22 protein-coding genes and 1 tRNA gene are annotated in these 25,403 nt (G+C 63.0%); 9 read left to right on the top strand and 14 right to left on the bottom strand.

Features of this window, described 5'->3' with window-relative positions; translation table 11 throughout:
- Positions 1–2: 2 nt before the first annotated feature.
- The 5 genes from HHL25_RS12410 to HHL25_RS12430 all read right to left on the bottom strand — a co-directional run bounded on the left by HHL25_RS12410 (position 3) and on the right by HHL25_RS12430 (position 4,113).
- Complete coding sequence (locus HHL25_RS12410) at positions 3–476, bottom strand: UPF0262 family protein (protein ID WP_169590878.1); 474 nt, start codon at positions 474–476, stop codon at positions 3–5.
- 3 nt (positions 477–479) lie between these two features.
- Positions 480–1,778 carry a histidinol dehydrogenase gene (gene hisD, locus HHL25_RS12415; RefSeq protein WP_169590883.1) on the bottom strand — a complete coding sequence of 433 codons (1,299 nt, stop codon included), beginning with the start codon at positions 1,776–1,778 and terminating at the stop codon, positions 480–482.
- A gap of 51 nt (positions 1,779–1,829) precedes the next feature.
- On the bottom strand, positions 1,830–2,267 hold the full coding sequence (locus tag HHL25_RS12420) for a DUF2948 family protein (RefSeq protein ID WP_169590887.1): 438 nt from the start codon (positions 2,265–2,267) through the stop codon (positions 1,830–1,832).
- Between the two features lie 156 nt (positions 2,268–2,423).
- A complete protein-coding gene (murA, locus tag HHL25_RS12425) occupies positions 2,424–3,716 on the bottom strand; it encodes a UDP-N-acetylglucosamine 1-carboxyvinyltransferase (RefSeq protein WP_169590890.1) in 1,293 nt (430 codons plus the stop codon).
- 124 nt (positions 3,717–3,840) lie between these two features.
- Positions 3,841–4,113 (bottom strand): hypothetical protein, encoded by a 273-nt coding sequence (locus HHL25_RS12430; RefSeq protein WP_390624514.1) that lies wholly within the window; start codon positions 4,111–4,113, stop codon positions 3,841–3,843.
- A gap of 152 nt (positions 4,114–4,265) precedes the next feature.
- Between HHL25_RS12430 and HHL25_RS12435 the strand changes: the two genes are divergently transcribed.
- Together HHL25_RS12435 and HHL25_RS23510 are read left to right on the top strand one after the other, a co-directional pair.
- A tRNA-Thr gene (locus HHL25_RS12435) sits at positions 4,266–4,340 on the top strand.
- Positions 4,341–4,379: 39 nt separating this feature from the next.
- Complete coding sequence (locus tag HHL25_RS23510; protein ID WP_449314260.1) at positions 4,380–4,547, top strand: recombinase family protein; 168 nt, start codon at positions 4,380–4,382, stop codon at positions 4,545–4,547.
- A gap of 235 nt (positions 4,548–4,782) precedes the next feature.
- Here the strand turns inward: HHL25_RS23510 and HHL25_RS12445 are convergent, their stop codons facing one another.
- Positions 4,783–6,357, bottom strand: a complete 1,575-nt coding sequence (locus tag HHL25_RS12445; RefSeq protein WP_169590893.1) for a hypothetical protein — start codon at positions 6,355–6,357, stop codon at positions 4,783–4,785.
- A 545-nt stretch (positions 6,358–6,902) separates the two neighbouring features.
- On the opposite strand from HHL25_RS12445, the gene HHL25_RS12450 reads away from it, so the two are divergent.
- Positions 6,903–7,310, top strand: a complete 408-nt coding sequence (locus tag HHL25_RS12450; protein WP_169590896.1) for a hypothetical protein — start codon at positions 6,903–6,905, stop codon at positions 7,308–7,310.
- On the opposite strand, the gene HHL25_RS12455 is transcribed toward HHL25_RS12450, so the two are convergent.
- On the bottom strand, positions 7,294–7,656 hold the full coding sequence (locus tag HHL25_RS12455) for a hypothetical protein (protein ID WP_169590899.1): 363 nt from the start codon (positions 7,654–7,656) through the stop codon (positions 7,294–7,296). The two genes, HHL25_RS12450 and HHL25_RS12455, sit on opposite strands and share 17 nt — an antisense overlap.
- A gap of 228 nt (positions 7,657–7,884) precedes the next feature.
- Here HHL25_RS12455 and HHL25_RS12460 point away from each other — a divergent pair, with 228 nt between their 5' ends.
- Positions 7,885–8,796 carry a DUF6030 family protein gene (locus HHL25_RS12460; RefSeq protein ID WP_169590902.1) on the top strand — a complete coding sequence of 304 codons (912 nt, stop codon included), beginning with the start codon at positions 7,885–7,887 and terminating at the stop codon, positions 8,794–8,796.
- A 135-nt stretch (positions 8,797–8,931) separates the two neighbouring features.
- Entirely contained in the window at positions 8,932–9,270 is a 339-nt protein-coding gene (locus HHL25_RS12465) for a beta-lactamase hydrolase domain-containing protein (RefSeq protein ID WP_169590904.1), read from the top strand.
- 174 nt (positions 9,271–9,444) lie between these two features.
- On the opposite strand, the gene galE is transcribed toward HHL25_RS12465, so the two are convergent.
- The 3 genes from galE to mscL all read right to left on the bottom strand — a co-directional run bounded on the left by galE (position 9,445) and on the right by mscL (position 12,428).
- Positions 9,445–10,479, bottom strand: a complete 1,035-nt coding sequence (galE, locus tag HHL25_RS12470) for a UDP-glucose 4-epimerase GalE (RefSeq protein ID WP_169590908.1) — start codon at positions 10,477–10,479, stop codon at positions 9,445–9,447.
- A 187-nt stretch (positions 10,480–10,666) separates the two neighbouring features.
- Positions 10,667–11,836, bottom strand: coding sequence for a pyridoxal phosphate-dependent aminotransferase (locus tag HHL25_RS12475; RefSeq protein ID WP_169590912.1), 1,170 nt, complete (start codon positions 11,834–11,836; stop codon positions 10,667–10,669).
- 166 nt (positions 11,837–12,002) lie between these two features.
- Positions 12,003–12,428, bottom strand: a complete 426-nt coding sequence (gene mscL / locus HHL25_RS12480) for a large conductance mechanosensitive channel protein MscL (RefSeq protein WP_169590917.1) — start codon at positions 12,426–12,428, stop codon at positions 12,003–12,005.
- Between the two features lie 210 nt (positions 12,429–12,638).
- On the opposite strand from mscL, the gene HHL25_RS12485 reads away from it, so the two are divergent.
- Positions 12,639–16,148 (top strand): hybrid sensor histidine kinase/response regulator, encoded by a 3,510-nt coding sequence (locus HHL25_RS12485; RefSeq protein WP_169590920.1) that lies wholly within the window; start codon positions 12,639–12,641, stop codon positions 16,146–16,148.
- 32 nt (positions 16,149–16,180) lie between these two features.
- On the opposite strand, the gene HHL25_RS12490 is transcribed toward HHL25_RS12485, so the two are convergent.
- Together HHL25_RS12490 and HHL25_RS12495 are read right to left on the bottom strand one after the other, a co-directional pair.
- Entirely contained in the window at positions 16,181–17,101 is a 921-nt protein-coding gene (locus HHL25_RS12490; RefSeq protein WP_169590923.1) for a YiiX/YebB-like N1pC/P60 family cysteine hydrolase, read from the bottom strand.
- Positions 17,102–17,298: 197 nt separating this feature from the next.
- Positions 17,299–18,786: a pyruvate kinase gene (locus tag HHL25_RS12495; RefSeq protein WP_169590926.1), complete on the bottom strand. Its 1,488-nt coding sequence runs from the start codon at positions 18,784–18,786 to the stop codon at positions 17,299–17,301.
- A 245-nt stretch (positions 18,787–19,031) separates the two neighbouring features.
- Between HHL25_RS12495 and HHL25_RS12500 the strand changes: the two genes are divergently transcribed.
- On the top strand, positions 19,032–19,772 hold the full coding sequence (locus HHL25_RS12500; RefSeq protein ID WP_169590938.1) for a metallophosphoesterase family protein: 741 nt from the start codon (positions 19,032–19,034) through the stop codon (positions 19,770–19,772).
- A gap of 13 nt (positions 19,773–19,785) precedes the next feature.
- Complete coding sequence (locus HHL25_RS12505; protein ID WP_169590942.1) at positions 19,786–21,198, top strand: serine/threonine protein kinase; 1,413 nt, start codon at positions 19,786–19,788, stop codon at positions 21,196–21,198.
- A gap of 12 nt (positions 21,199–21,210) precedes the next feature.
- Here HHL25_RS12505 and HHL25_RS12510 read toward each other — a convergent pair whose 3' ends face one another.
- Positions 21,211–22,908 carry a GH32 C-terminal domain-containing protein gene (locus tag HHL25_RS12510; protein ID WP_169590945.1) on the bottom strand — a complete coding sequence of 566 codons (1,698 nt, stop codon included), beginning with the start codon at positions 22,906–22,908 and terminating at the stop codon, positions 21,211–21,213.
- 84 nt (positions 22,909–22,992) lie between these two features.
- Positions 22,993–24,021, bottom strand: a complete 1,029-nt coding sequence (locus HHL25_RS12515) for an MBL fold metallo-hydrolase (RefSeq protein WP_169590949.1) — start codon at positions 24,019–24,021, stop codon at positions 22,993–22,995.
- Positions 24,022–24,263: 242 nt separating this feature from the next.
- Here HHL25_RS12515 and HHL25_RS12520 point away from each other — a divergent pair, with 242 nt between their 5' ends.
- Positions 24,264–25,295, top strand: coding sequence for a glycerophosphodiester phosphodiesterase family protein (locus HHL25_RS12520; RefSeq protein ID WP_169590952.1), 1,032 nt, complete (start codon positions 24,264–24,266; stop codon positions 25,293–25,295).
- Positions 25,296–25,403 lie beyond the last annotated feature (108 nt).

The raw sequence follows: 25,403 nt of genomic DNA on the forward strand, positions 1-25,403 counted from the left end.
GGTCAGCCGCGCCAATAGAGGACGCAGACCAGGGTGAAGAGCCGGCGCGCGGTGTCAAAGTCGAGCTTGATCTTGCCCGACAGGCGGTCCATCAGCGTCTGCGAGCCCTCGTTGTGAATGCCGCGGCGCCCCATGTCGATCGCCTCGATCTGCGACGGCGTCGAGGAACGGATCGCCTCGTAATAGCTCTCGCAGATCATGAAGTAGTCCTTGATGATCCGGCGGAAGGGCGTCAGCGACAGGATGTGGGTTGCAACCGCCTCGTCGCTCTCGGTCTTAATCGAAAAGACCAGCTTGCTGTCGACCAGCGACAGGAGCAGCTTGTAAGGACCGCCGGAATGGCCGACCGGCTCGAAGATGTTTTCCTCGATCAGGTCGAAAATGGCGACGGCGCGCTCATGCTCGACATCGGGCGTCGAGCGACCGATCGTCTCGTCGAGCACAACATCGCAGAGCCGGAAATCGCCCTTGGCCATGGCTCAACCTTCGAGATTGAGCCGGATCGCGACCGAGCGCGCATGGGCGTCGAGCCCCTCGCTCTTCGCCAGCGCGATCGCCGCCGGAGCAAGCTTGCGCAGCTGCTCCGGTCCGAGCCTCAGGATCGAGGTGCGCTTGACGAAATCGAGCACCGAAAGACCGGACGAGAAGCGCGCCGAGCGGGCGGTGGGCAGCACGTGGTTCGAGCCGCCGACATAGTCGCCGATCACCTCCGGGGTGTGCCGGCCGACGAAGATCGCGCCGGCATTGCGGACGCCGGCCATCAGGGCGTCCGGGTCATCGACCGCCAATTCGAGATGTTCGGCGGCGATGCGGTTGGCAAGCGGGATGGCGTCGGCGAGCGACTTGACGAGGATGACCGCGCCGAAATCGCGCCAGCTGGCGGTCGCCGTCTCCGAGCGGCCGAGCGACTTGAGCTGCCGTTCGACGGCCGCCTCGACGGCCTTGCCGAGTTCGGCGTCGTCGGTGATCAGGATCGACTGGGCGCCCGGATCATGCTCGGCCTGGGCCAGCAGATCGGCGGCCAGCCAATCCGGATTGTTGTTGCGGTCGGCGATCACCAGCACCTCGGAGGGGCCGGCGATCATGTCGATGCCGACGGTTCCGAAGACCTGACGCTTGGCCGCGGCGACATAGGCATTGCCCGGTCCGACGATCTTGGCGACCGGGGCAATCGTCTCGGTCCCATAGGCAAGAGCTGCCACCGCCTGGGCGCCGCCGATCCGGTAGATCTCCTCGACGCCGGCGATCCGCGCGGCCGCGAGAACCGTCGGATTGATCTCGCCGCCCGACGCCGGCACCACCATGACGATACGCTCGACGCCGGCGACCTTCGCCGGCACGGCATTCATCAGCACCGAACTCGGATAGCTCGCGGTGCCGCCGGGAACGTAAAGGCCGACCGCTTCCACCGCCGTCCAGCGGGAGCCGAGGCCGACGCCGATCGCATCCTCGTAGATGTCGTCCTTCGGCATCTGGCGGGCATGGTGTTTCTCGATCCGTTCGGCGGCGAGGCGCAGCGCGTCCATAACCTCCGGCGAGACGAGGGATGCGGCTGCGTCGATTTCGGCTGCCGTCACACGCATCGGTACTTGCGAAAAATCGATGCCGTCGAAACGGCGGGAATAATCGGCGAGCGCCGCATCGCCCCGTTCGCGGACATCTGCGATGATCTTGCGCACAACGTCGTTCACGTCGTCCGACACTTCGCGTTTCGTCGTCAGGAAGGCTGCAAACTTTTCGCCGAAACCTTCAGATGCCTGATCCAACCAGATCGCCACGTCCCCTACTTCCCTCTTCCCCGGTCCAGAGCATCTATGCTCCGGCGCCGGTCAATCGCCCGGATGACCGGGCTTCAGGCTGGTTTCCCACGCCCCGCCGGTATCTGCAAGCTGTGCTTCAATACATTCAACGTCGAGGGCGATCATGCCGCCACCCGACAGGACAAGTTCCACGACCCCCTCGGGGCCTTCGCCCTCGACACGGTAGCGGATGGTCAGCAGCGAGAGCACCTCGTCGCCGCGCCGGCGATCGAAACCGATCGAGCGGACCGCCTCGACGCGCTTGAAGGAGAGAGCCGAGCGGCGGCGCTCGAAGCTCTTGCGTTTTTCGGCGCTTGTCTCCCAGACGAAACGATTGACCGCGAGGGTAAAGAGGCCCGACCGAGGCACGAAGGCCATGTCGGCAACCTTGAAGACCGCATCCTGCATGTGCGCGGAAATGACCGAAAGATCGTCGGGATCAAGGGCAAGAAGCTTCAGGCTCGTCATGTCACCGCAGTCCGGTTGGCAGGTGGATCATCCGTGCCGCCAGGAAGATTGCCGTTTGCCCGCCAATCTCCGCCGTCGCCACATTTCATCCATTCGACATAGGTCGCCGCATTGCAATAGGCAACAGGTCGCAGCCCGCAGTCATCGACAGGACACTCAGTCGCTGATGCGTTCGACCACAGCGCCGCAGCGCGTCAGCTTCTCTTCCAGCCGCTCGAAGCCGCGATCGAGATGATAGACGCGAGAGACCATGGTCTCACCCTCGGCGGCAAGCCCGGCGATGACCAGCGACACCGAGGCGCGCAGGTCGGTCGCCATCACCGGCGCACCACGCAGGCGGCTCACCCCTTCGATCCGCGCCGTCTGGCCGGACAGCGTGATGCGGGCGCCGAGGCGGGCGAGTTCCTGCACGTGCATGAAACGGTTCTCGAAGATCGTTTCGGTCACATGCGACACGCCGTTGGCGCGCGTCATCAGGCCCATGAACTGGGCCTGCAGGTCGGTCGGGAAGCCCGGATAAGGTTCAGTCACCACGTCGACCGGACGGATCGCGTCGCCATGGCCGACGATGCGGATGCCCGACGGCGTGTTCGTCACTTCGGCGCCGGCGCGGCGGATCGCCTCGAGCGCCGTTTCAAGCAGGGCAGCGTCGGTCCCCTCGAGCGTCACGTCGCCGCCGGTCATCGCGACCGCCATGGCATAGGTGCCGGTCTCGATGCGGTCGGGAAGGACCCGGTGGCGCGCACCCGACAGGCTGTGCACGCCCTCGATGGTGATCGTCGCGGTGCCGGCACCGGAAATCTTCGCGCCCATAGCATTGAGGCAGTTGGCGAGATCCACCACTTCCGGCTCGCGCGCCGCATTGTTGATGACCGTCGTGCCACGGGCGAGCGACGCTGCCATCAGCATCACGTGGGTCGCGCCGACGGAGACCTTCGGGAAGGTATAGGTGCCACCGATCAGGCCACCCTTAGGCGCCGTCGCATTGATGTAGCCGCCGTCGATTTCCATGGTCGCACCGAGCGCGGTAAGCCCCTCGATGAAGAGGTCGACCGGACGCGTGCCGATCGCACAGCCGCCCGGCAGCGAGACGCGCGCCTTGCCCTCGCGGGCGAGTAGCGGGCCGATGACCCAGAAGCTGGCGCGCATCTTCGAGACGAGCTCGTAGGGTGCGGTGGTGTCGACGATGGTGCGGCAGGTGAAATGAATGGTGCGGGAATAGCCCTCGCCCTGGCGCTCGCGCCGGCCGTTGACGGAAACGTCGACGCCATGGTTGCCGAGGATGCGCAGCAGAAGCTCGACGTCGGCGAGATGAGGCACGTTTTCGAGGGTCAGCGTGTCGCTGGTCAGCAGCGATGCGATCATCAGGGGAAGCGCGGCATTCTTGGCGCCGGAGATCGGGATCACCCCGTTGAGCTGGTTGCCGCCGACAATCCTGATACGATCCATGTGTGCCTACGATACGGGCCTCGCGCCCGCCTTTCCTGATCAAGGGTGGAAAAACCGCCACCCGGCCGGGTGGGCTCTTTAGACGAAAAGCCGGGCGGGTTCAATTCGCCCCGTTCAGCAACGGTTAATCATCGCGATTCGGCGAATTTGCGGCAGGCAGCCCCTCGGCCTCGTCAGCCTGCCCTTGCCGGCGGGCGCGCTGCTGCTGCTTGCGCCGCATGAGGTTCTCACGCAGCTTGTCGGCCGCACGCGCCTTGCGCCGGGCGGCCGCGACATCGGCATGTCGCAGGCGATCGGCAGCGGCGTCGCGGTCACTCTCCGGACCCGCCGCCCTGGGCCGTTCCTCCGCATCGTGGACACCTGCTGCGGGCCGCTCTTCATTCCGTTCTTCACTCATGCCCGCGTGATAGCGGAAAAGCCGGATTTGCGGAAGAGTTCGCGTGCCGAGACGGATTTCTTCGGAGGAAGTTCGTTTTGCGGCTTGCATCCCCCCCGAAGCTGTGGCAATAGGCGCCTCGTTCCGGGCGACACACGCTTCGCCCGCCGGATGCTGCTATAGCTCAGGGGTAGAGCACTCCCTTGGTAAGGGAGAGGCCGAGAGTTCAAATCTCTCTAGCAGCACCATCATTCCTCTTTGATTTTGCAGAACATATTGGATTTGTCGTGATTGTCACTCGGCTTGACCGCTTGGCCAGATCGGTGACCGACCTCCGTGCCACCACGAAGGAGCTGCAGGCGAAGGGCGTCGATCTCATCGTGACGGAACAACACATCGACACCAGCACTACCACAGGAAGGCTAATGCTCGCGTATGCTGGGCACGATTGCTGAGTTTGAAACCGACCTGAGGATGGAGCGCCAGCTTGAGGGAATTGCAAAGGCCAAGAAAGAGGCCGTTGCAAGGGACGTCATGTGACCGTCGATGCAGATGCGATAGGAATGCGCTTGCTGCAGGCAACAAGCCCGCCACGGTTGCTAAGCAGTTGAACGTTGCGCGCTCAACCGCCTACCGCTTGGCAAACAAGCACCCCGCTTGACGGAAGCGAGCCAATTAGAGTTGGGGCGTCTATACATTTCCGAGGCGCCCTAATTCATTTGCTTCGTCATCAACGAGGTCTTGAATGAGTACGTTGCAGACACCTGTAATCCGCTTCATCCGCTCATGGAAAGCATGGTAGCCCTCGATGATCGGCGACTTAAGCTTCTCGGACAGTATGGGGGTCAAGAGGCCACTCACCCATTCTGTGGACGACCCTTGCCGATGCATTACAGTTCGTGCGCAGTAAGCGAACCAGTCGTCATCGACTACGTAAGCGCCGATGAAAAGGAAGTCGCAGGTGCCCACCTCGTCAGTCGCAGTCTCTGATGTGAAACGTATGCGCGTTAAGCCAGGGGCCTGGGACATGACCGCATGCGCGCGTTTCAATTCGGATGGGTTTGCCAGCAGCGCGTCAAGCCGCATCGGTCGCTCGGGCACATTTGCCTCCTCCAACAACCAGATCGCGGCGTCCACCAAACTCAAAAGATATCTGAATTCACCGATATCTGTGTCACTCGGGGGCTCTGTCGTCCCAAGGTGCGCCTCTTTTCCATCTTCAACTCTGGTCAGCGACAGCGAGCATTCGTCTGTGAGCAACAGAAGGGCTGCGGATAGTTCGTGACGCCAAGAGGCAAGAGGCCGCTCAACATCGTCGTTCAGTCTAGCCGTATACGTTAAGCGGGAGCCGCCGAAATTGAATGTCACTAACGAAGCGATAAGCCTGAATTTGAGCTTGTCACGGGGCAGCCCTGGAACCTGCGGGTAGAGCGCAGAACACGAGAGACGCAATTCCTTACTCGAACCTTCACCAGTAATCGTCAGCTCATAACCGTCAATCGGGATAGCCTCAATCCTCAACTCCCCTCCCATCAAGCTCCCAGGTGCGGACGGTCGGGAAATGTTGAAGCGCCGCTCACTGAACTCCATACCTTCGATCGGAATGGACCGCTCGCCCATGTGGGCATCAACAAGCGCGTCAAAATCGATGCTGCCGAAGTTGATTACCGCAGTGAACCGGTCGCTGTCGAAGCCTAACGTCAACAATTCGTGGTTCTTGGCCTCAGCGTAGGCCGACATGCTTTCGCCAATGGCCAGCCTTATGGCCTGCGCGAAGGCGTCACCGTCAAGCTGGAACTCGACCGCATCGTCTGGCGTCAACGATATTGTTCGTCGGTTGAGGTCGTCGTGGCCTTTAGAGTCCGCATCGCGCAGACGTTCCAGAATGCGAGCTAGAAGGGCTCCGCGAAGATGCGCTAAGTACCCGCGCCGCACCTTGGCTTTTTCCCCAACTTCGAACAGCGCGATGAACGTGGGCTTGCCCGACTTTGCAAGACGTTCGGCGACGGATAGTGACATGTTCCACGAGCGCTGCTTAAGGCTTTTCGATTTCACTTGAATGTAGCAGCTAAGGGGTGGAGGCCGAGTGTCGAGCGATGCGAATTCGGAACAGGAAGTCGAAGGGAATTCCAGGTGGCGATCCACGCCTAGCAGATCGGGAACGAGAGCGACACATTTGAGAGAAGTCTCGTTGCAAAGTTCATCCAGCTTCAGCTCACCGGCTTTGCCGATTTGCTCGGGAGTGAGCGTGTCACGCGTTTTCATGGCTTCCCGGTTATCGATTGACCTAGCACCTACTGTAATGCATCTCACGGCGGTGTCACCACGTCAGGTGCGCGCTACGGCTGCCCCCACCAAAGGGCTCCTGATCAGAGATGCATCCGCCTTGACCCTGATGCACACCGCATCCGAACCCGCCAGCGCTTCACCAGCGTTTCCAGCATGTTTCACGCTAGATGCTTGACTTTAAATCTCTCTAGCAGCACCAGTTTTCTTCTCATTAAACCAAAAAATTGCGGCCACGAGCGCACTGCTCGTTTGTTGCTTGCGCTCTCGCGCATACGGCGATTGGGGCACAGTCCTTTTGTACTTGTCTTCGGGCTGAACCGAACACGCACTGGGGCGCAACCTGATCCTTTGCGGCTAGGTGCCAGTCCGGTTTCGTTTCGTTTACGGCAGATCGCCGGTGATAAGATCGATTTCGCGGAGGTTCCTGTCGCCAACGCGCGTCCGCATGGCGTCCGGCTGGAAAGGTCTCGCGCTTGGTGGCGGGTTGCGATAGGAGGCGTCAGGCGAGAGCGGGGAACGAGATGCCGAGGGACAAGAAGCGCAGCCGTCTTGAGAAGCTGCAGAACTCCTGGGCGAAGGCGACGCCGGCGGAGCGGTATGATTTTCTGAGCTGGATTTCCGGCGCCGTCGACGACGGAGCGGAGGCTTCCGACCCGACCGCGGCGGCGGGTTCGGCCGGCGGACCGATCGCGAGCGGTCGGTACCTTCTGCCTCCGGCCGTCCAGCGCATCCGGGCGGTCATGGCGGAACGTGGACTCACGCCATCCGATGTGATGGCGGAGATGGGCTTCGGGCGCAGCGGCCAGCCGCTCAAACGGGCGATGGACGACGGTGCGAGCCTCAGGCTCGCCGTCGTCGCGGCGCTCGAGCGCTGGCTTCTGGCGAATTCGGCGGCCCCCTTGCCGCCGCCGATCACGGAACCGCGGTGACGGTGAGTTCGCTGTCGCCGATCATGCCGACATAGAGACCATCCTCTTCCTTGTCCGCGCGACCGACCATTTCGAGACCCGACAGCGTCGAGTAGAGGATGAGCGAACCGTCGCCGTTGTTCATCGACCAGCCGGTGACGGCCTGGAGAGCCTTCGGGCAGGTCTCGTCGTCATGGCGCAGCGTCGCCCACACGCCCTCGGCGACCGGATCCTCCTGGAAGGACATGTGGCACGTTCCTTCCGGCGTCTTCAGCGCCCAGACTTCTTCAGCCGCGGACTGGGCCGACGCGCTCGACGCCGTCGCGATCAGGGCGAGCAAGGACAGGCAATGGATCTTTTTCGACATAGGATGGTTCTCCGATCTGGCAGTCGCCAATGAGCTAAGAGCCGCCGGCAGCGGCGTCAATCGCCACGGGCGCGCCGGCGGAGACCTGCCCAGAATTGGGCGTATGTCGGAAAGGGAGCGAGCCCCGGAGGCGTTACGGTTTTAGGCAAAGTCGCACGGGTCTCTATACATCTCCCAAAGGATTTCGTGGCATAAGCGAGCGGGCGCAAACGCAGCCGGAAGGTCTTCATGCCGAACGACCATAGCAGGGACAAGCGCGCACCCGGGGCGAACGGGGCCAAGCCGGCGCCTCCGAGGAGAGGCGCGCGGCGGCTCTTCGTCGTGCTGCTGCTCCTGTTCACCGGGGCAATCCTTGCGACTTCGCTGCTGGCCAACGGCCAGCGGAACCTGAGAGCGCTGCTCGACCGCTACAACATCGACTGGCTCGATGACGAGGTGCCGCCCATTCCGCGCGGGACGCGACCCTTGGCAGGACGGCAGGTCCCGGCCGACGCCATCATCTTCCCGTCACGCCTCCTTTCAGACGTGGAACTGGCCGCCACCGGCGCCTTCGGGCGTGAGTTCCGAATACGTGGCGAAGAGCTTTGCGCCGCGTTCGATGCCGCGGGCATCCGCAATGACGGATGGAAGCCCGGCCAGTTCGACCCCAAGATTTCCGAATGCCTGTCGGAAACGGTGCTGGCCGACAATGAGGCTGCTGGGGGGAACGCATCCTTCTTTTTCACTGCCAAGGGAACGCCCGGAGGCGAGGTCGCCTCGATCCGCATGAAGCTCATGGCGCCGGAGACAGAGCAGGGAGAAGCCGCCCACCGGCTGCTGGTCAAGGCGCTCGAACAGGTCATTGCACTCACCCAATGGCGCGACCTTGCCATCGCGGTCTCCAAGGCGGAGGTGCTCGAGGATTTCCATTCGGTGCGGTTCGGGCTGTCCCTCCGCTTCGCCCACGAGTTCAGCGCCATGCGAAACTTCAACCTCGTCATCCTGCCGGTCTCGCGGACATCGGCGATGACCCGAAGCCGCGCCTTCTTCGACAGCGCCGGCTGGCTCGAGCTGCCGTCTGTCATCGCACGGCTGCCGGCCTTTCTGCTACCGCATGTCGTGCGCACGGAACCGTCGTCCGCAATGCCGCCGTCCCCTTGAGCCCTTCCAGTCGCCTTGCGAACTTATATTAAAATCACTATGTATTTGCGACCACGCTGAAACGCTGCCGCCGACCGTCATGCCACGACGCATTTTCCGGTGCAGCAGGCCACTTGTCCAAAAGGAAGACCATCGATGAACATCCGCCCCCTCACCCGCACATACCACGTCACCGGCCAGCTGAAGCCCGGCGATCTCCAGCAGGTGGCCGAGGCCGGCTATTCGACGGTGATCTGCATGCGACCGGATGGCGAAGGCTGGGGACAGCCGAAGTTCTCGGCGATTGAAGAGGCGGCGAACGCAGCTAAGCTGAAGGCCTATTACCTTCCGGTCGGCGGCGCGGCCGTGCCGATGGAGCAGGCGCAGAAGCTTCACACGCTGCTGAAGGAAACGGAAGGCCCGATCCTTGCCTTCTGCGCTTCGGGCAATCGTTGCGCCGGCCTCTATCAGATGGCCCAGCAGATCGGCGGGTGAGAGCGCATTTGCTCCGGTCTGTTGCAAAGCCTCGCGCCAGCCTGACGCGCTAACAATCGATCAAGAGAGAGCAACCGGCAACCGCCTTTGTCGCCGGCCGGCTCCGGTACGATCTTCGAGCCCCGTCCGTGCACGATCCCGCGGATGGGGCCTTTCTTTGGTCGATGGGGCTGTTCAGAAGCCACTTGCCGCGAGGCGGCGACGCAAAGTGCCGATGTCGTTGGACACGTCGTGGGACAGCCGCGCTTCCCAGGCAATCGCCGTTTCGACGATCCTGTCGAGATCATCATGGCGCGGCACCCAGCCGAGTTCCTTTCGCGCCAGAGAGGCATCGGCAACGACGAAGGCCGCATCGCCAGCACGACGGGGGCCGTATTCGATCGCGATCGGCCGACCAGCCGCCCTGGTCACCGCGTTCAGCACGTCGAGCACGGAAAAGCCCTTGCCGTAACCGCAATTGGCAACGAGCGACGTACCGCCGCGGCGCAGGTGGGCGAGCGCGCAGAGATGGGCCTCGACCAGATCCGCAACATGGATGTAGTCCCGGATGCCGGTCCCGTCGCGGGTCGGATAGTCGGTGCCATAGACGGAGACGGACCGGCGTTTTCCGAGGGCCGCCTCGCAGGCCACCTTGATGAGATGGGTCGCACTGTCGGTCGACTGGCCGGTGCGCCCCTGCGGATCAGCGCCGGCAACGTTGAAATAGCGAAGCGCGACATAGCGGAAATCATGGGCGTGCGCGACGTCGCGCAACATGAGCTCGCTCATCAGCTTCGACTGGCCATAGGGGTTTTCCGGCCGCAGCGGCGCCGTTTCGCTCACCGGTTCGGCGACATCCGGCGTGCCGTAGACGGCGGCGGTCGAGGAGAAGATGAGCCGGTTTACGCCGGCCTTCAACGCCGCCGACATCAGGACCCGGGTCTTGCCGGTGTTGTTCTCGTAATAGCTGAGCGGATCCGCGACGGATTCCGGAACAACGATGGAGCCGGCGAAATGGATGATCGCCTCTATCGCATTTTCCGCGAAGACCTGCCGAAGGACCGTTTCGTCGCCGACATCGCCGAGATAGAACCGAGCCTGCGGAGCAACGGCCCAGCGGAAGCCGGTCGACAACCGGTCGATCACCACCACATCCTCGCCGGCATCCAGAAGCGCCCACACCATGTGGCTTCCGATGTAGCCAGCACCGCCCGTTACCAAGATCGCCATGTTTTTCTTCCCGCATTTTCTTTTGCGGGAAACATAGGCGCCCTTCGCCTTAAATATCCTGACGAATTTTCCGATTGATCAGTATCGGCACAGTTTAACTTCAGACAGGACAAACAAATCCCGAATGAATTCGTTCGAATTTTATCTATCGAAGACCAACGGCCTCACGCCATCTTGCGCCGACAGGTCAAAGCGCCAGGATGTAGCGGCAGAGACGATCGGCAGCTTCTTCGATCTGTCTCGGATCGCGCAGGAAGCAGGCGCGCAAGAAGCTCTCCCCACCCTTGCCGAAGGCCGAGCCGGGCGCCAGCGCCACGCCGGTCCGATCGACGATGTCGAGGGCGGCCTGCCGGCTGTCGGTGATGCCGTCGATCTTCAGGAAGGCGTAGAGCGCGCCTTCGGGCTTCAGGGTCTCGACGCGATTGGTGGCGATGAGCGCATCGCAGAGCAGATCACGCGACGTCTTCGCACGCTCGAAATTCTCCTGCACGAAGCTGTCGCCCTGATCTAGGGCGGCGACCGCGCCGCGCTGCATGAACTGCGCCACACCGGAGGTCGAATACTGGATGAGGTTTTCGAAGACCTGACCGGTTTCCGGCGGAGCGACGATCCAACCGACACGCCAACCGGTCATCGACCAGTTTTTCGAGAAGGAATTGGCGAAGAGGACACGGTCACCTTCCTGCATCACGTCCATGAAGGAGGGCGCGCGCTTCTCAGCGCCGTAGTAGTAGAGGGCGTAGATTTCGTCGGCGAGGATCCAAAGGCCGTGCCGGCGTGAAAGTTCGAGGATCGCCTTCAGGTCCTGGCGGGTCGCGGTCCAGCCGGTCGGATTGGACGGCGTGTTGACGAACAGCGCCTTCGTTTTCGGCGTGATGGCCTTTTCGAGCTGTTCGAGATCGAGCGACCAACGACCGTTGGAGAAAGTCAGCGGCTGCGCGACGGCGCGACCGCCTGCCACTTCGATCGCGGACACGATGTTCGGCCAGGCCGGCGAAAGATAGATCATCTCGTCGCCCGGCTCGGTGAGCGCCTGGACGCAAAGAACGATCGACTGCATGCCTGAACCGGTGACGTAGAAATGCTCCGGCGGAAGCTCGACGCCGAAGTGACGCGCATAATAGCGGGAGAGCGCCTGTCGCAGTTCGGGAATGCCGCGCTGCCAGGTGTAGAAAGTCTCGCCGCCGAGCAGGGCGTCACTGGCGGCGCGATTGATGAAATCGGGGCTCGGCAGATCTCCCTCACCGGCCCAGAGCGGCAGGAGGCCCTCGCGTCCACGCGCATAGTTGATGATCTCGACGATCCCGCTTTCGGGTGCAGCAAGAGCGCGCGGGCTGAGATCTTTCAAGAGCGACATGTCGAGCCTTTCCAATTTCACGTGTTTCCGGCAACGCAAGGTCTATCCGATCGACGCGGGAAAATCCCATGACAATCGGTGAGCACAGAATCGATTTCGGTGATGAATGAGCAAACGACCGCGCACGGGCTCAAGCCGGGACGCGGTCGTCGTCAGTGGCGTGGGATCAGCGGGTCTTCAGCAGATCGCGAATTTCGGTGAGAAGCTGGATGTCGGCCGGCGGCGGCGCGGCTTCCGCGGACTTCTTTTCCTCCTTCTCCAGTGAGGTGCGAAGGGTGTTCACACCCTTCACCATGAGGAAGATGATCCAGGCCAGGATCAGGAAGTTGATGACCACGGTGATGAAGTTGCCGTAGGCGAATACGGCACCCTGTTCGCGGGCAGCAGCCAGCGACGTCGCCGTGACATTGGCGCTCAGCGGCAGGAAGTAGTTGGAGAAGTCGAAACCGCCGAACACCACCCCGACGAGCGGCATGACGATGTCCTGGACGAGCGAGTTAACGATCAGACCGAAAGCGCCGCCGATGATGACACCGACAGCAAGGTCCATGACGTTGCCGCGGGCGATGAATGTTTTGAACTCGTTCAGCATTTCCCATCTCCTTGAGATCTTCGACAGGCCGCAGGCGCAAGCGCTTTGGCGTCCATCATGATTAACGAAAGTTCAATCATTCGAAAACAGTGATTTTGCGCTCATTTTCCGAGGCCTTCGACTTAAGGTCAATCCACAAGCGATTTCAAAAGGCCGCGACTTCCCCTAATGTTCGGCTGTATTTTGGAGCGCCGTTCTAGAGGAGGAAGCGTGCTTCCGGGATGGGTCATCTTTGCCTCGGCCTTCGCCTATCTGCTGCTGCTCTTCGCAGTGGCCAGTTACGGCGACAGGAAGAGCCGTGTGCACGGCGTCCCGGAAGGCGGGCGGCCGATCGTCTATGCGCTGAGCCTCGCGGTCTATTGCACCTCCTGGACCTATTTCGGCGGGGTCGGGCTCGCCGCCGACCGCGGCCTGGAATTCACGGCGATCTATATCGGCCCGATCCTGATGTTCACGATCGGCATGCCGATCGTGCGGCGGATCATCGAACTGGCCAAGGCGGAGAAGCTGACCTCCGGCGCCGACTTCGTGGCTGCGCGCTATGGCAAGAATCCGATTGTCGGCATGCTTGTCACCGTCATCTGCCTGGTCGGGACCATTCCCTATATCGCACTCCAGCTTAAGGCCGTCTCGAGTTCGGTGACGGCGATGGTCGACCCGACCGAATACGGCATCGGCACCGGCAATCTCTACTTCATCGACCTGCCGCTGATCGTCGCCTTCCTGCTCACCTGCTTCGCCGTCGTGTTCGGTACGCGCCATACGGACGCAACCGAGCACCAGGATGGGCTGATCCTCGCAATCGCCATGGAATCCGTGGTGAAGCTCGTCGCCTTCTGGACGCTCGGCGTCTATGTGGTTTTCTTCCTGTTCAATGGCCCGGCCGACCTCTGGCAGAAGGCGACCGAGAACCAGGCCGTGATGGCCGCGCTTTCCCACCAGACGCCGGTCAGCCGCTGGGTGCTGCTGATCGCGCTTTCGGCGTTTGCCATCATCATGCTGCCGCGCCAATTCCATGTCACCGTGGTGGAGAACCGCACGCCGCGCGAACTGAAACTCGCCGGGATCCTGATGCCGCTCTATCTGGTGGCCATCAACATCTTCGTGCTTCCTGCCGCCATGGGCGGCATCATGACCTTCGGCGGCACCGGCGACGCCGATCTCTACGTGCTCTCGCTGCCGCTGCATCACGAGATGGCACCGGTCTCGCTCATCACCTTCCTTGGCGGCTTCTCGGCCGCCACCGCCATGGTAATCGTCGCCTCCGTCGCGCTGGCGATCATGGTGTCGAACGACATGATCCTGCCGATCTTTCTCCGGCAGAAGCTTCTGACGCGACCGAGCCAGCGTGACGATTTCGCCAAGACGCTGCTGCACATCCGGCGCTCGGCGATCTTCGCCGTGATGCTGCTCGGCTATGTCTATTATCGCTCCGCCGACAACTCGACCGGGCTCGCCTCGATCGGCCTCCTGGCCTTTGCGGCCATCGCGCAGATCGCTCCTGCCCTGTTCGGCGGATTGCTCTGGCGGCGGGCCAACGCACGCGGCGCAATCGCAGGCCTGAGCACCGGCATCTTCGTCTGGGCCTACCTGCTCTTCCTGCCGAGCCTCGGGGCCGAGAACAATTCGCAGATCGCGTCGTCGATCCTCGGCTTCCTGTTCCCCGGCATCGACATGTTCAAGGCTCCCCATGCCGATCCTCTGGTCAATGCGACCTTGCTCAGCCTGCTGGTCAACACGGCGGCCTTCATCATCGGCACGCTCAGCCGCAATCCGCGGCCCGTCGAACGCATCCAGTCCGGCATCTTCGTCAAACGGCATCCCCGCTCGCAATTCGCCACACGCGGCTGGAAGACCCGGGTTACCGTCGGCGACCTGAAAGCGGCGATCGCGCGTTATCTCGGAGACGAGCGGATGATGCGCTCGTTCCGCTCCTACGAGCAAGCTGCGGGTCGAAGGCTCACCGACGACAGTCCGGCGGACATGGCGTTCATCCATTTCTCCGAACAGTTGCTCGGAAGCGCGATCGGCTCGTCGTCGGCGCGCCTGGTGCTATCGCTGATCCTGCAGAAGGCCGAGGATACCTCGGCCGACACCGCCTGGCTGCTCGATCAGGCAAGCGAGGCGCTGCAATACAATCAGGACATGCTGCAAACCGCCTTGTCCCAGATGGACCAGGGCATCGCCGTCTTCGATGCCAGCAACCGGCTGACGATCTGGAACCGGCGGTTCCGGAGCCTGCTCAACCTGCCGGAAAACGTCGGACAGGTCGGGTTCCCCCTCACCGAAATCGTCGGCATCCTGGCACAGCGGGGCGACGTGGCGGAAGGCGAGCAGGCACCACTGGTCCGGCGGTTCCAGCAGTTCGACAAACCCTTCCGTCTCGTCACGGCAGGCGGTGAACGCATCATCGAGGCCCGATGCAACCCAATGCCCGACAAGGGCATCGTCGCAACCTTCACCGACATCACCAGCCAGGTGGCCGCCGACAAGGCGCTCAAGCAGGCCAACGAGACCCTCGAACAGCGCGTGGGAGAACGCACTGCCGAGTTGACGCGGGTGAACCACGCATTGGCGGAAGCCCGTGCCGCGGCCGACGAGGCAAATATCGGCAAAACACGTTTCTTCGCCGCCGCCGGTCACGACATCCTGCAGCCGCTCAATGCTGCGCGCCTCTACTCCTCGTCGCTGGTCGAGCGGCTCGGCGACTCGGAAAACAGCCCGCTGGTGCGCAACATCGATTCTGCGCTGGAATCGGTCGAGACCATTCTCGGCGCGGTACTCGACATTTCGCGCCTCGATACCGGTGCGATGAAACCGCGGTTCGCGTCCGTGCCCCTCAACGGGCTGCTCGAACGCATCGAAACCGACTTCGCGCCGATCGCGCGGGAGAAGAACCTCAAGCTCGTGGTCATGCCCACGTCGCTGAAAGTTCGCTCAGACCCGAACCTGCTTCGCCGCCTCGTACAAAACCTTGTTTCCAACGCCATCAAGTACACTCCGTCCGGCAGGGTACTGGTCGGCGCACGGCGAAACGGCAGGGAAGTGATTATCCAGGTGATGGATTCAGGGATCGGCATTCCCTCTTCTAAGTTCCGCACCGTCTTCAAGGAGTTCGCCCGCCTCGAGGAAGGGATGCGCACGGCCTCCGGCCTGGGCCTCGGGCTATCGATCGTCGATCGTATCGCCCGCGTTCTGAACCATCCGGTGCAGCTCTCCTCCAAGCAGGGTAAGGGAACAACGTTCCGCGTGGTGATGCCGCTCGACCAGTCCGCTCCCGTTACCTCGTCTGTCACCGAGATACCGTCGAGCGGGAAGGGTGCGATGCCGCTCAAGGGCCTCAGGGTTCTGTGCATCGACAACGAGCCGAAGATCCTCGAAGGCATGGAACTCCTGATCTCCGGATGGGGCTGCGATGTCTCCTGTGCCGGCTCGATCGAGGCACTGGACGCCATCGTCGCGGCCAACAAGACCCCGCCCGACGTCATCATTGCCGACTACCATCTCGGCGATGGCAGCGGCATCGGCGCGATCCTGCGCCTTCGGGCACTCTACGAGAGCGATATTCCGGCGCTGCTCGTCACCGCCGACAGGACGGCGGAGGTGAGGGCCGAGGCGGAAAAGCAGAACATCGGCCTGCAGCACAAGCCCGTTCGACCAGCAGCGCTCAGGGCGTTCATCACGCAGATCTCGGCGACAAAGAGAGCAGCAGCCGAATAGCTTCTCCCGCTGCAAAGCGGATTGGAACCGGCCTAACGCTGCGCGACCATCGACGGCTGGCCGGATGTCTCGGACCAGGCGCCGGCGAGATCCCTGACCAGATCGTTTCGACGCGCGAATTCGGCGGTCTCCCGGCCCGAACGCAGATAGAGTAGGAACTTCAGGCGCGTCTGGCCGTCAAGCGTCGCCGCGACGACTTCGTCCGGCATGATCATCCGGCGGCCATAGACTGTCCGGACCGGCAGTTTCAGCTCGGGAAGCACAGTGTTCACCAGCTCGGTACAGAAGGTACAGGCCGTGGTGTCGAGATCGAACCAGTAGTCGAACGGCATTCCGAGACGCTGATAAAATCCGACCAGTGCCTCGCGCTTTCGCGTTTCCCCGAGGCCCGATGGCCGGAGGACAGCAATGGCATCGGCATCTAGCGCCGCCGCCGCAGTGGAGAGATGCACACCCTTGTTGTCGGCCTCGATGAACATCGCTCCCTTGCGGATCGCTGCCTGGTGTTTGCGGACCGCCGGGTGGTTCCACACCCCTGCCTGGCGCAACTGCTTTTCCGTTCCGACATAGACCGCAGCATGACCGAAAAGGCCCGGAATGGCGTGACCGGACAGGCGCCCCTTGTTGCTGACAGTGATGACGTCCAGCGGACGGAGTTGCTTCAGAACCCGGTCGATGGTGCCATCATGGCGGAGAAGATGTCCCTCGCGCCAGACCATCCGCGCGACCATGCGCCCGACCGAAGGTGCGATCGGATCGGCCAGCGCGACAAGAGCCGGCGGATAGCGCTCCGGCTTCGTGCAGCAATCCCCCAGGCGCACGACATCGCCGGTCTTCGCCGAGGGCGTTCCCTTGTCGACCGTCGTGCAACCTGCCGCCAGAAGCATCAGGACGAGAGCGAGGGACCAGGCGAGCCACCGAATGGATGCGCCGACTTCACATGCATCAGGCACTCCCAACGCCGACATCGAGCCCAATCGCATGCCACGAAACCAAGTCACCATGAATTGCCAGACCTACGCCCCCATGCCGCGTCGATCCCCATCGGCACGCCAGCATGCATTTTTTTCTGCTGAAATTCCTAGTCGGTCGGCGACGGCAAATCAATTGGCCGAACGGGCAGCAAGGCACCCGGAGAGATTGCCGGGCATCACCAGGACTTCAAGGCTCTGAGCGTCGGCGTCTTCTTGAGCATGTGTTCGTCCATGCGCGCCAGCAGACGATCGAGCAGTTGGACAGCCTGCAGGACTGCCGGCCCCTTGTTGAGCATGACGCATTCGGCCCGCGCTGCCATGGCGGCGTCGGTCATCTCGCCGCGCGTCGGGATGCCTTCTCGCACGAGGTCCTCAAGCACCTGCGTCGCCCAGACAGCCGGAACGGAGGCGGCCTCGCAAATCCAGAGGATTTCCTCCTGCATCTCGGCGAGCCGTTCGAACCCGATCTCGGCGGCAAGATCGCCGCGCGCGATCATCACGCCGAAGGGGCCGCGGCGACGGGCCCGGTTGATCAGCGCCGGCAGGTTGCGCACCGCCTCAGGCTGCTCGATCTTGGCGATGAGGCCGAGCGGTCGCCCCATCATGCCGTGGCGTTCGAGGATGGTGTCGAGCAGATCAATATCTTCGGGGCGGCTGACGAAGGAATAGCCGATGATGTCGGCACATTCGATCACGGTCGCAAGATCCGTCTCATCCTTGTCGGTCAGGGGCGAAAGACCGAGCGGCGTGTCGGGCAGATTGATGCCCTTTTCCGACTTGAGCTTCGATCCACGGGCCTTGGTCCGTTCGACCCTGACGACGGCCTCCCCGTCGGCAACGGTCTCGACAACGGCCTCCAATTTGCCGTCGTCATAGCGAACACGATCGCCGACAGACAAACGGGTCACCATTTCAGGCAGAGAAACACCGGCGGAATAGACGACTTCATCGCACGTCCTTGGTTTACCCGAGGCAACCAGCCGGATGCGGTCACCGACCTCGAGACGCGCCTTCTTGTCAGGGAGCGCAACCGCGGCCGTACGGATCTTGGGGCCGGCAATGTCCATCAGGACAGCGATGTCGCGCCCGGTCGCTTCGGCTGCGGCGCGGGTGAAGGCCGCCATGGCACGCCAGGCGTCGGGGCCGTCATGGGCGCAATTGATACGCGCAACATCGAGACCGCTCCGGGCCAGATCGAGAACGAAGTCCGGGCCATCGGCAGCTTCGCTCGGCAAAGTGACCATGATGCGGGTGCGCCGGTTCTCGGGCTCGCTGCCGAAAAGGTTCCTGGACGCCTGCTCGAGCCGCGCCTCGCCGTAGAAGAAGTCGGCTTCGGAGGGCATCGTCACGGGCTTCTCTCTCCCGGCAAGCGCGGCAAGGGCAACGAGCACGGCGTCGAGCGTCGGCAGGACGCGGCCTTCGAGGCGGCCGAGAGAGGAAAGGCCGAGGCGCATCAGGCGACGCTGGAGCGGGCGGATGTCATGGTGGCGGAGGCAGAGATAGTGAGCGAGGTTGACCGAGGCGGGATCGACGGCGTCGCCATCGATCGAGAAGCGGGTGACGAGCGGTTCGGCCGCTTCGAGGATGGCGGCACGCAGGGCAGTCACTTTATCCAACAAAGCCGATGCCTCAAGGGCCTCGGCCCGGAAATCCTGGCTGTTCATCGCGTCCGTCCTTCAGCTTGCCCGGCGACCTTCAGGACACCGCTTGCCGTCGCGGCCAGGCAACTCCCGGTTCCGCTCCGAACAATAGCCTTTTCAGTTGACGGATACATGACGCATGCGTCCTGACGATCGCAAGCACTCTAAGCCCTGTTTGAAACGGTCGCGCCCCCTCCTTCCGACCAATAGCCTTCTCCTCGATTAGCTCCTAGATTACCGCTCCAAGCATTCGTTGCCAGGGAGGGGTAATGCGGATCGCTTTTCTTTCGGACATCCATGCCAACAGGCAGGCGTTCGAGGCGGTGCTTTCGGCCGCACGCGAACGTGGCGCGGCGCGTCATGTCATCCTCGGCGACATCGTCGGATACGGTGGAGATCCTGCCTGGTGCGTCAACCGGACGATGGAACTCGCAGCAGCGGGCGCGATCGTCATCCGCGGCAACCATGACCAGGCCATCGCCGATCCGGGTGTGTCGATGAACGAAGCCGCGCGGGCGGCCATAGACTGGACGCGCACGCAGCTCGATGAAGCCCAGAAGGCCTTCCTCGCCGACCTGCCATTGAAGGCGGAAGAGGACGACCGGCTCTATGTCCATGCAGATGCCTCGGCGCCGACCCGTTTCAACTATGTGACCGACGCTGAGACAGCGGCCACGCATCTCGCCGCCTGCAGCGCACGCATCAGCTTCTGCGGCCACGTCCACCGGCCCGCGCTCTACGGGCTAGGCCCGAACGGAAAGGTCACGACCTTCGTTCCCTCCTCCGCCAACGGCATCCCACTTCTGAGGCAGCGACGTTGGCTTGCTGTGATGGGTGCCGTCGGCCAGCCGCGCGACAACAATCCGGCAGCAGCGTTCGGCATCTTCGACACGGACCGCGAGGAGCTCGAATTCCACCGCACCGGTTATGACATAGAAGCGGCAGCGGCGAAGATCCGGGCCGTGGGATTGCCCGAGGGGCTGGCAGTCAGGCTGTCGAGGGGAAAGTAAGCGGGGGAAGACAATGCCGAGGGGAAAGATCCATCAAGGCGCCGTGATCGACGGCTTCACAATCGGTGAGCTTGCCCATCGCGGAGGCATGGCACAGCTCTTCCACGTGACCCGGCCGGACATCGATTTTCCGATGCTGATGAAGGTGCCGGAAATGGGGGCGGGAACGGATCCCGCCATGATCGTCGGGTTCGAGATGGAGCAGATGATCCTTCCGCGGCTTTCGGGCCGCCACGTCCCGCGCTTCGTCGCCAACGGCGATTTCGCCAACCATCCCTACATCGTCTTCGAACGCCTGCCGGGCAAGTCGCTCTACCCGATGCTCGACGAACTGCCGCGACCGGCGGACGAAGTCGTGTCGCTCGGCTGTCGCATCGCCGCAGCCCTCGGCGACCTGCACCGGCAGAATGTCGTTCATCTCGACATCAAGCCGTCGAACATCATGTTCCGCGAGACGGGCGAGGCGGTGCTGGTCGACTACGGGCTTGCCCGTCACTTGCAGTTGCCGGACCTGATGGACGAGGAGTTCCGCCTGCCCTACGGCACCGCACCCTATATGGCGCCCGAACAAATCCTCGGCGTGCGCAGCGATTTCCGCAGCGACATCTTCGCACTCGGCGTCCTCATGTACTTCTTCGCCACCGCCCGGCGCCCCTTCGGCGATCCGCAGAGGATGAAAGGCCTCAAGAAGAGGCTGTGGTGGGATCCGGTGCCACCGCGCGCGCTCGTGCCCGACCTGCCCAAACCGCTGCAAGAAGTGATTCTGCGTTGCTTGGAAGTCAATCCGGCGCGCCGCTACCCGACGGCGGCGCAGCTGATGATGGACCTCCAGGACCTCACCAAGGTGACGCTGACGGGCCGGGCCGAGAAGCTGAAGCGCGATGGCTTTTCCGCGGTCATCAAGCGCCGGTTCAACCCCGATCCGATCGAACTGGTACGCCCGCAGGTGGCCGCGACGGCGCTTTCCAACGCGCCGATCGTGATGGTGGCGATCGACCTTTCTGACGGATCGGAGGAACTCGGCGATGCGTTGCGAATGACCGTCAGCCGGATCATCGAGAAGACGCCGAATGCCCGCATCGCATGCCTCAACGTGCTGAAGATCGCCCGCATCAGCCTGGAAAGCGATCTCGACGCCGACGGCAACAACAAGCATGTGGCGCGACTGGTGCAGCTCAAGCACTGGGCGGAACCGCTGAAGGCGCCGGAGGGCGCGATCACCTATCACGTGATCGAGGCGGTCTCGCCTGCAGGGGCGATCCTCGACTATGCGCGGGAGAACGTGGTCGACCACATCGTGATGGGCGCGCGCGCCAATTCGGCCATGCGCTCGCTGCTCGGCAGTGTTTCCGGTGAAGTTGCTGCTCAGGCGCCCTGCACGGTGACGGTCGTGCGCGTACGCTCATTGGCCGAGACGGCTGAATAGAGCCTGACGGGCTCAGAGCCTCAGTGCCCAGATCGTCGCCGACCGCAGCCCACCGGATGGCGCCGTCAATCGGGCCGAACGAACCGGATCGAAACCGTCTATCCGCTTGGTGCCGGCGATCCGGCCATCGTCGGCAAAGACCTCGATGGAGCCGTAGTCGAGAAAGACCCGGAGGCGGGAGACCCTTGCGGCCTCGGCGATGTAGTGCGGAGAGGGCTGCCCCGGCCTCTCATAGCGCAGAACGAGACCCGTTTCGTCCTGAACGAGCGCCAATCCGATCGACGGATGCTCGAGCGCAAGTTCGAAGCTCAAGCCAGGCTCTGCCACTTCAAAGAGGATTTCCACGGCGCCGCTCGGGAAGTCCACGCGCTCGCCATTCACCAGACGCGTGCGGTCGAGGATATGGCTGCGCAGGCTTTCCGCCGCGCCGAGCGGTGGGGTCAGTAACTGCCCGTCCTCCAGCCGCAGCGTGCGCGGCAGGGTCATGGCCGAGGGAAACTCGATCGTCGGGCCGGTATCGGCCCAGTTGCCCATCCAGCCGATGCCGACCGGCGTCGTTCCGTCGGCGAAGGCCTGGAAGGCATAGTTGTCGGTAATGAAATCCAGCTCGCGGCCGAACTCCTTGGAAAAGGTGCGCCCGTCGAACCATCCGACATCGGCCATGGTCAGGTTCTTCCGCCCCGTCCGCTCATCGACTGCGTTCATCAGTCCGTAGATCAGAGCCCAGCGGGTGGAAGGATGTGTGGGTTCCCCGTCCAGCGGCAAGAGGCAGGGGCATTCGAGCGCCGTTGTCGTGTAGCGGGTCTCGACATGAAGCTTGCCGATATAGGTCCAGCCGCCGGCTGCCTGCGGGTCCTCGGTCTCGTAGAGGAGGATCACCCCGCCCGCGTGGCTTTGGCTGCCGAGCAGCATCTTCCAGCGGCCGTCCGGTCCCTTGAACACATAGGGATCGCGGAAGTCGAAGGTCAGCCCCTCGCCGGCCGGACGATGCGGCAGGATAACGCTCGCCTCGCCGGCGCTGAAGAGATCGGCCGACGTCGCCGACATCTGGATCTCCTGTTCCGGAATGCGCTCGCTCACCTTTTCCGTGAAGAAGACCCGGATTCCGGGGCCACTCGTGAGCGGGATCGCCGAGCCGGAAAAGGCGCCGCCACGCTTGTCCGGACGGGCAGACAGTTCTTCGGAAGGAAAGAGGAAGACCGGCAGGTGGCGCCAGCGCAGATAGTCCGACGAAACGGCATGGCCCCAGTGCATGTTGTTCCATGTCCGGCCGTGTGAATAGTGCTGGTAGAAGAGATGCGGCCGGCCACCGAAGCGACCGAAGCCGTTGGGGTCGTTCATCCAGCCGAAAGGCGGGCGGAAGTGATAGCCTCCGGCCAGTTCCGGGGGCGCATTGGCCGGATTGGTGTGCAGCACGGTGATGCCGGTTTCCAATACGTCGGACGCCGTGAACCAGTAGGCGACGGAAACGGACGTGATCTGGCTGTCGTATTGCAGTTCGATTCGTCCGCCGCCGAACACCTGGTAGATGCGGAAAGAATGCTCTTCCGCATTCACTGCCTGGACCTCGCCAAACTTTCCGTTGGCGCTGACGAGCGAGACCGATCCCGGAATTCCCGGCCGTACGGCCTTCAGCCATAGATGCAGCGTCGCGTTAACCGGCAGCTCGGCGGAGATGATCCGCATCGTATCCCGATCCACGCCACTCATGGGCGATGCACTCCGGCCCTTGGCAATTGCAGGGGTAATGTCATCACTCGATCGGTCGGGTCGTTTAGCATGAACCGCTAACGATCAGGGACGCCCCGCAGTTCCACCGCGTGCGAGGATCATCGTTTCACCGATGCGCACTACGCGCGCCCGTCCATGGCCGGCGCTTGCAGAGAGGAAGCGGTCCGCCGGCTCAAGCAGCGGCTCCGGCGACAGCGCGAAGGTTCCCCAATGAATGCCGATGCCCAGCCCTGCCCGGACGTCATCAAGGATACGGGCGGCATCTTCCGGGCAGGAATGCATGTCCGATACGAGCGTCGCGGGTTCGAAGGCGCCGATCGGGACCAGGGCCAGGTCAAAGGGTCCACGGCTCCGGCCGATGTCGCGAAACACGGAACCGTAGGCGCTGTCTCCGACGAACAGCACAGAGCGCGTACCAGCCCGGATATCCCAGGAATTAGCCTTGCCGTCAGGGATCGCCAGAAAGTTTCGCCGGGTCGCATGAACGGCGGGAAGAGCGGTGATGCGGGTGGCACCGGCAATGACGACCCCGCCCTCCCTCGGGTGATCGACACGGGCAAAACCCGCCTTCTCGCCAAATGGCTGCAGCCCGTCCGGAACGATCAGGCGGGCCTTGGGAAAGCGTTTCACCAGAGCCTTGAGCGACGGCAAGTGAAGATGGTCATAGTCGCCGTGCGAAATCAGCACGACATCGATCTTCGGCAGATCTGCCAATCCGATGGGCGGCTCGACGTGGCGATGCGGCAAGGGAGCGCCGAGCACGATTCCGTCGGCCAAGACCGGGTCGGTCAGGATGCTCATCCCCTTCAGCCGGATGAGCGCCGTCGAATGTCCGAGCCACGTGACACTATCCGCATTGCCGGCGGCCGAAAGCCCAGCGAGAGCGACGTCGCGATCGAGTGTGACGTGGTCGTCGGCTTCGTCGCGACGCACATAAGTGCCGGTCACGATGCCGAGATGATGAAAGCCCAGGGCAATCGCGCGAAGAGGCTTAGGCAGCAGTGGGTGGTCTTGCCCACCGGAACTGACGGTCCGACCGTGGCAGCCTGCGAGAAGCGCAGAAACCAGGCCACCGAGCAGCAACCGCCGCACAAACAACCCCCAGCGTCGCGCAACGCCAACGGCATTACGCGGCCTTGAGACCAGCTTCCTGCATTCCCCCATGTCGCCCCCGCGTCCTCGCAGAACTAAGCGCGATCGCACGCCAGAATGCAAGCACCCCCCTTCGAAGTGACTAGACCCGCAGGATTCATCGTCCCGTCACCGATCTTTCACGCGGCTGTTACGCGCCGGTTCTATCGCGATTTTGACCCCATCGGACCAGGAGCCGCACCATGCGTTTGACCGCCCCGATCCTCGCCGCGTTGCTGTCGCTGATGCCAGTATTGCCATCGGACGCCTCCATCCCGAAATCCGACCATGCCGCACTGATCGGCGAAAGGCTTTCGAATGCCAACCTCTGGCGCGACCACGTCATGGTCGTCGCGCACCGCGCCGGCTGGAAGGAGAACGGTTCTGTCGTCAGGGCAGAGAACTCGCGTGCGGCGATCGACAATGCCGCCGCGATCGGCGTCGAAATGGTCGAGCTCGATGTCCGTCGCTCCCGCGACGGAGCGCTTGTCGTCATGCACGATGCGACGCTCGAGCGCACGACGACCTGTCGGGGCGAGGTTGGCGATCTCCTGCTGGAGCAGCTCATGGCTTGTCGGCTGGTCGTCGAGGGAAGCCGCATCGTGACCGACGAAGCAGTCCCGACGCTCGCGGAAATGCTCGCCCATGCAAAGGGGCGGGTCCTCGTCAACATCGACAACAAGCTGGAGCCGGAAGATCTTCCCGAAATGGTCGAAATCGCCCGACGTCTGGGCAACGCCGACGGCATCCTGATCAAGACGCCGATCTGGAACGACGAACGGCTGACGCGGGTCCGCGCCGTAATGCAGCAGATCGGGCCGGACATCGCCTTCATGCCGATCCTCGCGGACGACGCCGTGCGCGACGCCGCCTTCGTCGACAAGGTTTCCAAGGCCTTCTCGCCCGACGCGGCCGAGCTAATCCACTGGCGCCGGGAGACGACCGAGCCGCTGACCGTAGCCGGCGGGCCGCTCTTCACGCCACAGGCGCGGGCCGCAGCCGTGCGCGGCAATTTCCACATGTGGATCAACACCTACCCGATCACCGATCGGCCGGACGGCATGGTCGCGGGCGGACGCGGCGACGGTCTCGCCTTTGCCGAGGGAAAGCCTGACGACGTCTACGGTTTCTGGGTCAACCGCGGCGCCACCATCATCCAGACAGACGAGCCGAAGGCCGTTATCGACTGGCTGGAGCGACATGGGCTGCGGCGACCTTACGGGGCAGGCAGCTGATCGGGGCGGTTGGAAGGGCGCATCTCACACAGTGCACCCACCTTGCTTCACAAAAAAACCGACACCCGATCCTTCGATCAGGTGTCGGTTTCTTGTTTCCAAGGGACG

It is taken from the genome of Rhizobium terricola (assembly GCF_012927355.1).
In the GTDB taxonomy this organism is placed as follows: domain Bacteria; phylum Pseudomonadota; class Alphaproteobacteria; order Rhizobiales; family Rhizobiaceae; genus Allorhizobium; species Allorhizobium terricola.

Excerpts from the sequence above, each read along its gene's own strand:
- HHL25_RS12410 (WP_169590878.1), bottom strand. The coding sequence starts at position 476 with ATGGCCAAGGGCGATTTCCGGCTCTGCGATGTTGTGCTCGACGAGACG.
- HHL25_RS12420 (WP_169590887.1), bottom strand. The coding sequence starts at position 2,267 with ATGACGAGCCTGAAGCTTCTTGCCCTTGATCCCGACGATCTTTCGGTC.
- murA (WP_169590890.1), bottom strand. The coding sequence starts at position 3,716 with ATGGATCGTATCAGGATTGTCGGCGGCAACCAGCTCAACGGGGTGATC.
- HHL25_RS12430 (WP_390624514.1), bottom strand. The coding sequence starts at position 4,113 with ATGAGTGAAGAACGGAATGAAGAGCGGCCCGCAGCAGGTGTCCACGAT.
- HHL25_RS12445 (WP_169590893.1), bottom strand. The coding sequence starts at position 6,357 with ATGAAAACGCGTGACACGCTCACTCCCGAGCAAATCGGCAAAGCCGGT.
- HHL25_RS12450 (WP_169590896.1), top strand. The coding sequence starts at position 6,903 with ATGCCGAGGGACAAGAAGCGCAGCCGTCTTGAGAAGCTGCAGAACTCC.
- HHL25_RS12455 (WP_169590899.1), bottom strand. The coding sequence starts at position 7,656 with ATGTCGAAAAAGATCCATTGCCTGTCCTTGCTCGCCCTGATCGCGACG.
- HHL25_RS12460 (WP_169590902.1), top strand. The coding sequence starts at position 7,885 with ATGCCGAACGACCATAGCAGGGACAAGCGCGCACCCGGGGCGAACGGG.
- HHL25_RS12465 (WP_169590904.1), top strand. The coding sequence starts at position 8,932 with ATGAACATCCGCCCCCTCACCCGCACATACCACGTCACCGGCCAGCTG.
- galE (WP_169590908.1), bottom strand. The coding sequence starts at position 10,479 with ATGGCGATCTTGGTAACGGGCGGTGCTGGCTACATCGGAAGCCACATG.
- HHL25_RS12475 (WP_169590912.1), bottom strand. The coding sequence starts at position 11,836 with ATGTCGCTCTTGAAAGATCTCAGCCCGCGCGCTCTTGCTGCACCCGAA.
- mscL (WP_169590917.1), bottom strand. The coding sequence starts at position 12,428 with ATGCTGAACGAGTTCAAAACATTCATCGCCCGCGGCAACGTCATGGAC.
- HHL25_RS12495 (WP_169590926.1), bottom strand. The coding sequence starts at position 18,786 with ATGAACAGCCAGGATTTCCGGGCCGAGGCCCTTGAGGCATCGGCTTTG.
- HHL25_RS12500 (WP_169590938.1), top strand. The coding sequence starts at position 19,032 with ATGCGGATCGCTTTTCTTTCGGACATCCATGCCAACAGGCAGGCGTTC.
- HHL25_RS12505 (WP_169590942.1), top strand. The coding sequence starts at position 19,786 with ATGCCGAGGGGAAAGATCCATCAAGGCGCCGTGATCGACGGCTTCACA.
- HHL25_RS12510 (WP_169590945.1), bottom strand. The coding sequence starts at position 22,908 with ATGAGTGGCGTGGATCGGGATACGATGCGGATCATCTCCGCCGAGCTG.
- HHL25_RS12520 (WP_169590952.1), top strand. The coding sequence starts at position 24,264 with ATGCGTTTGACCGCCCCGATCCTCGCCGCGTTGCTGTCGCTGATGCCA.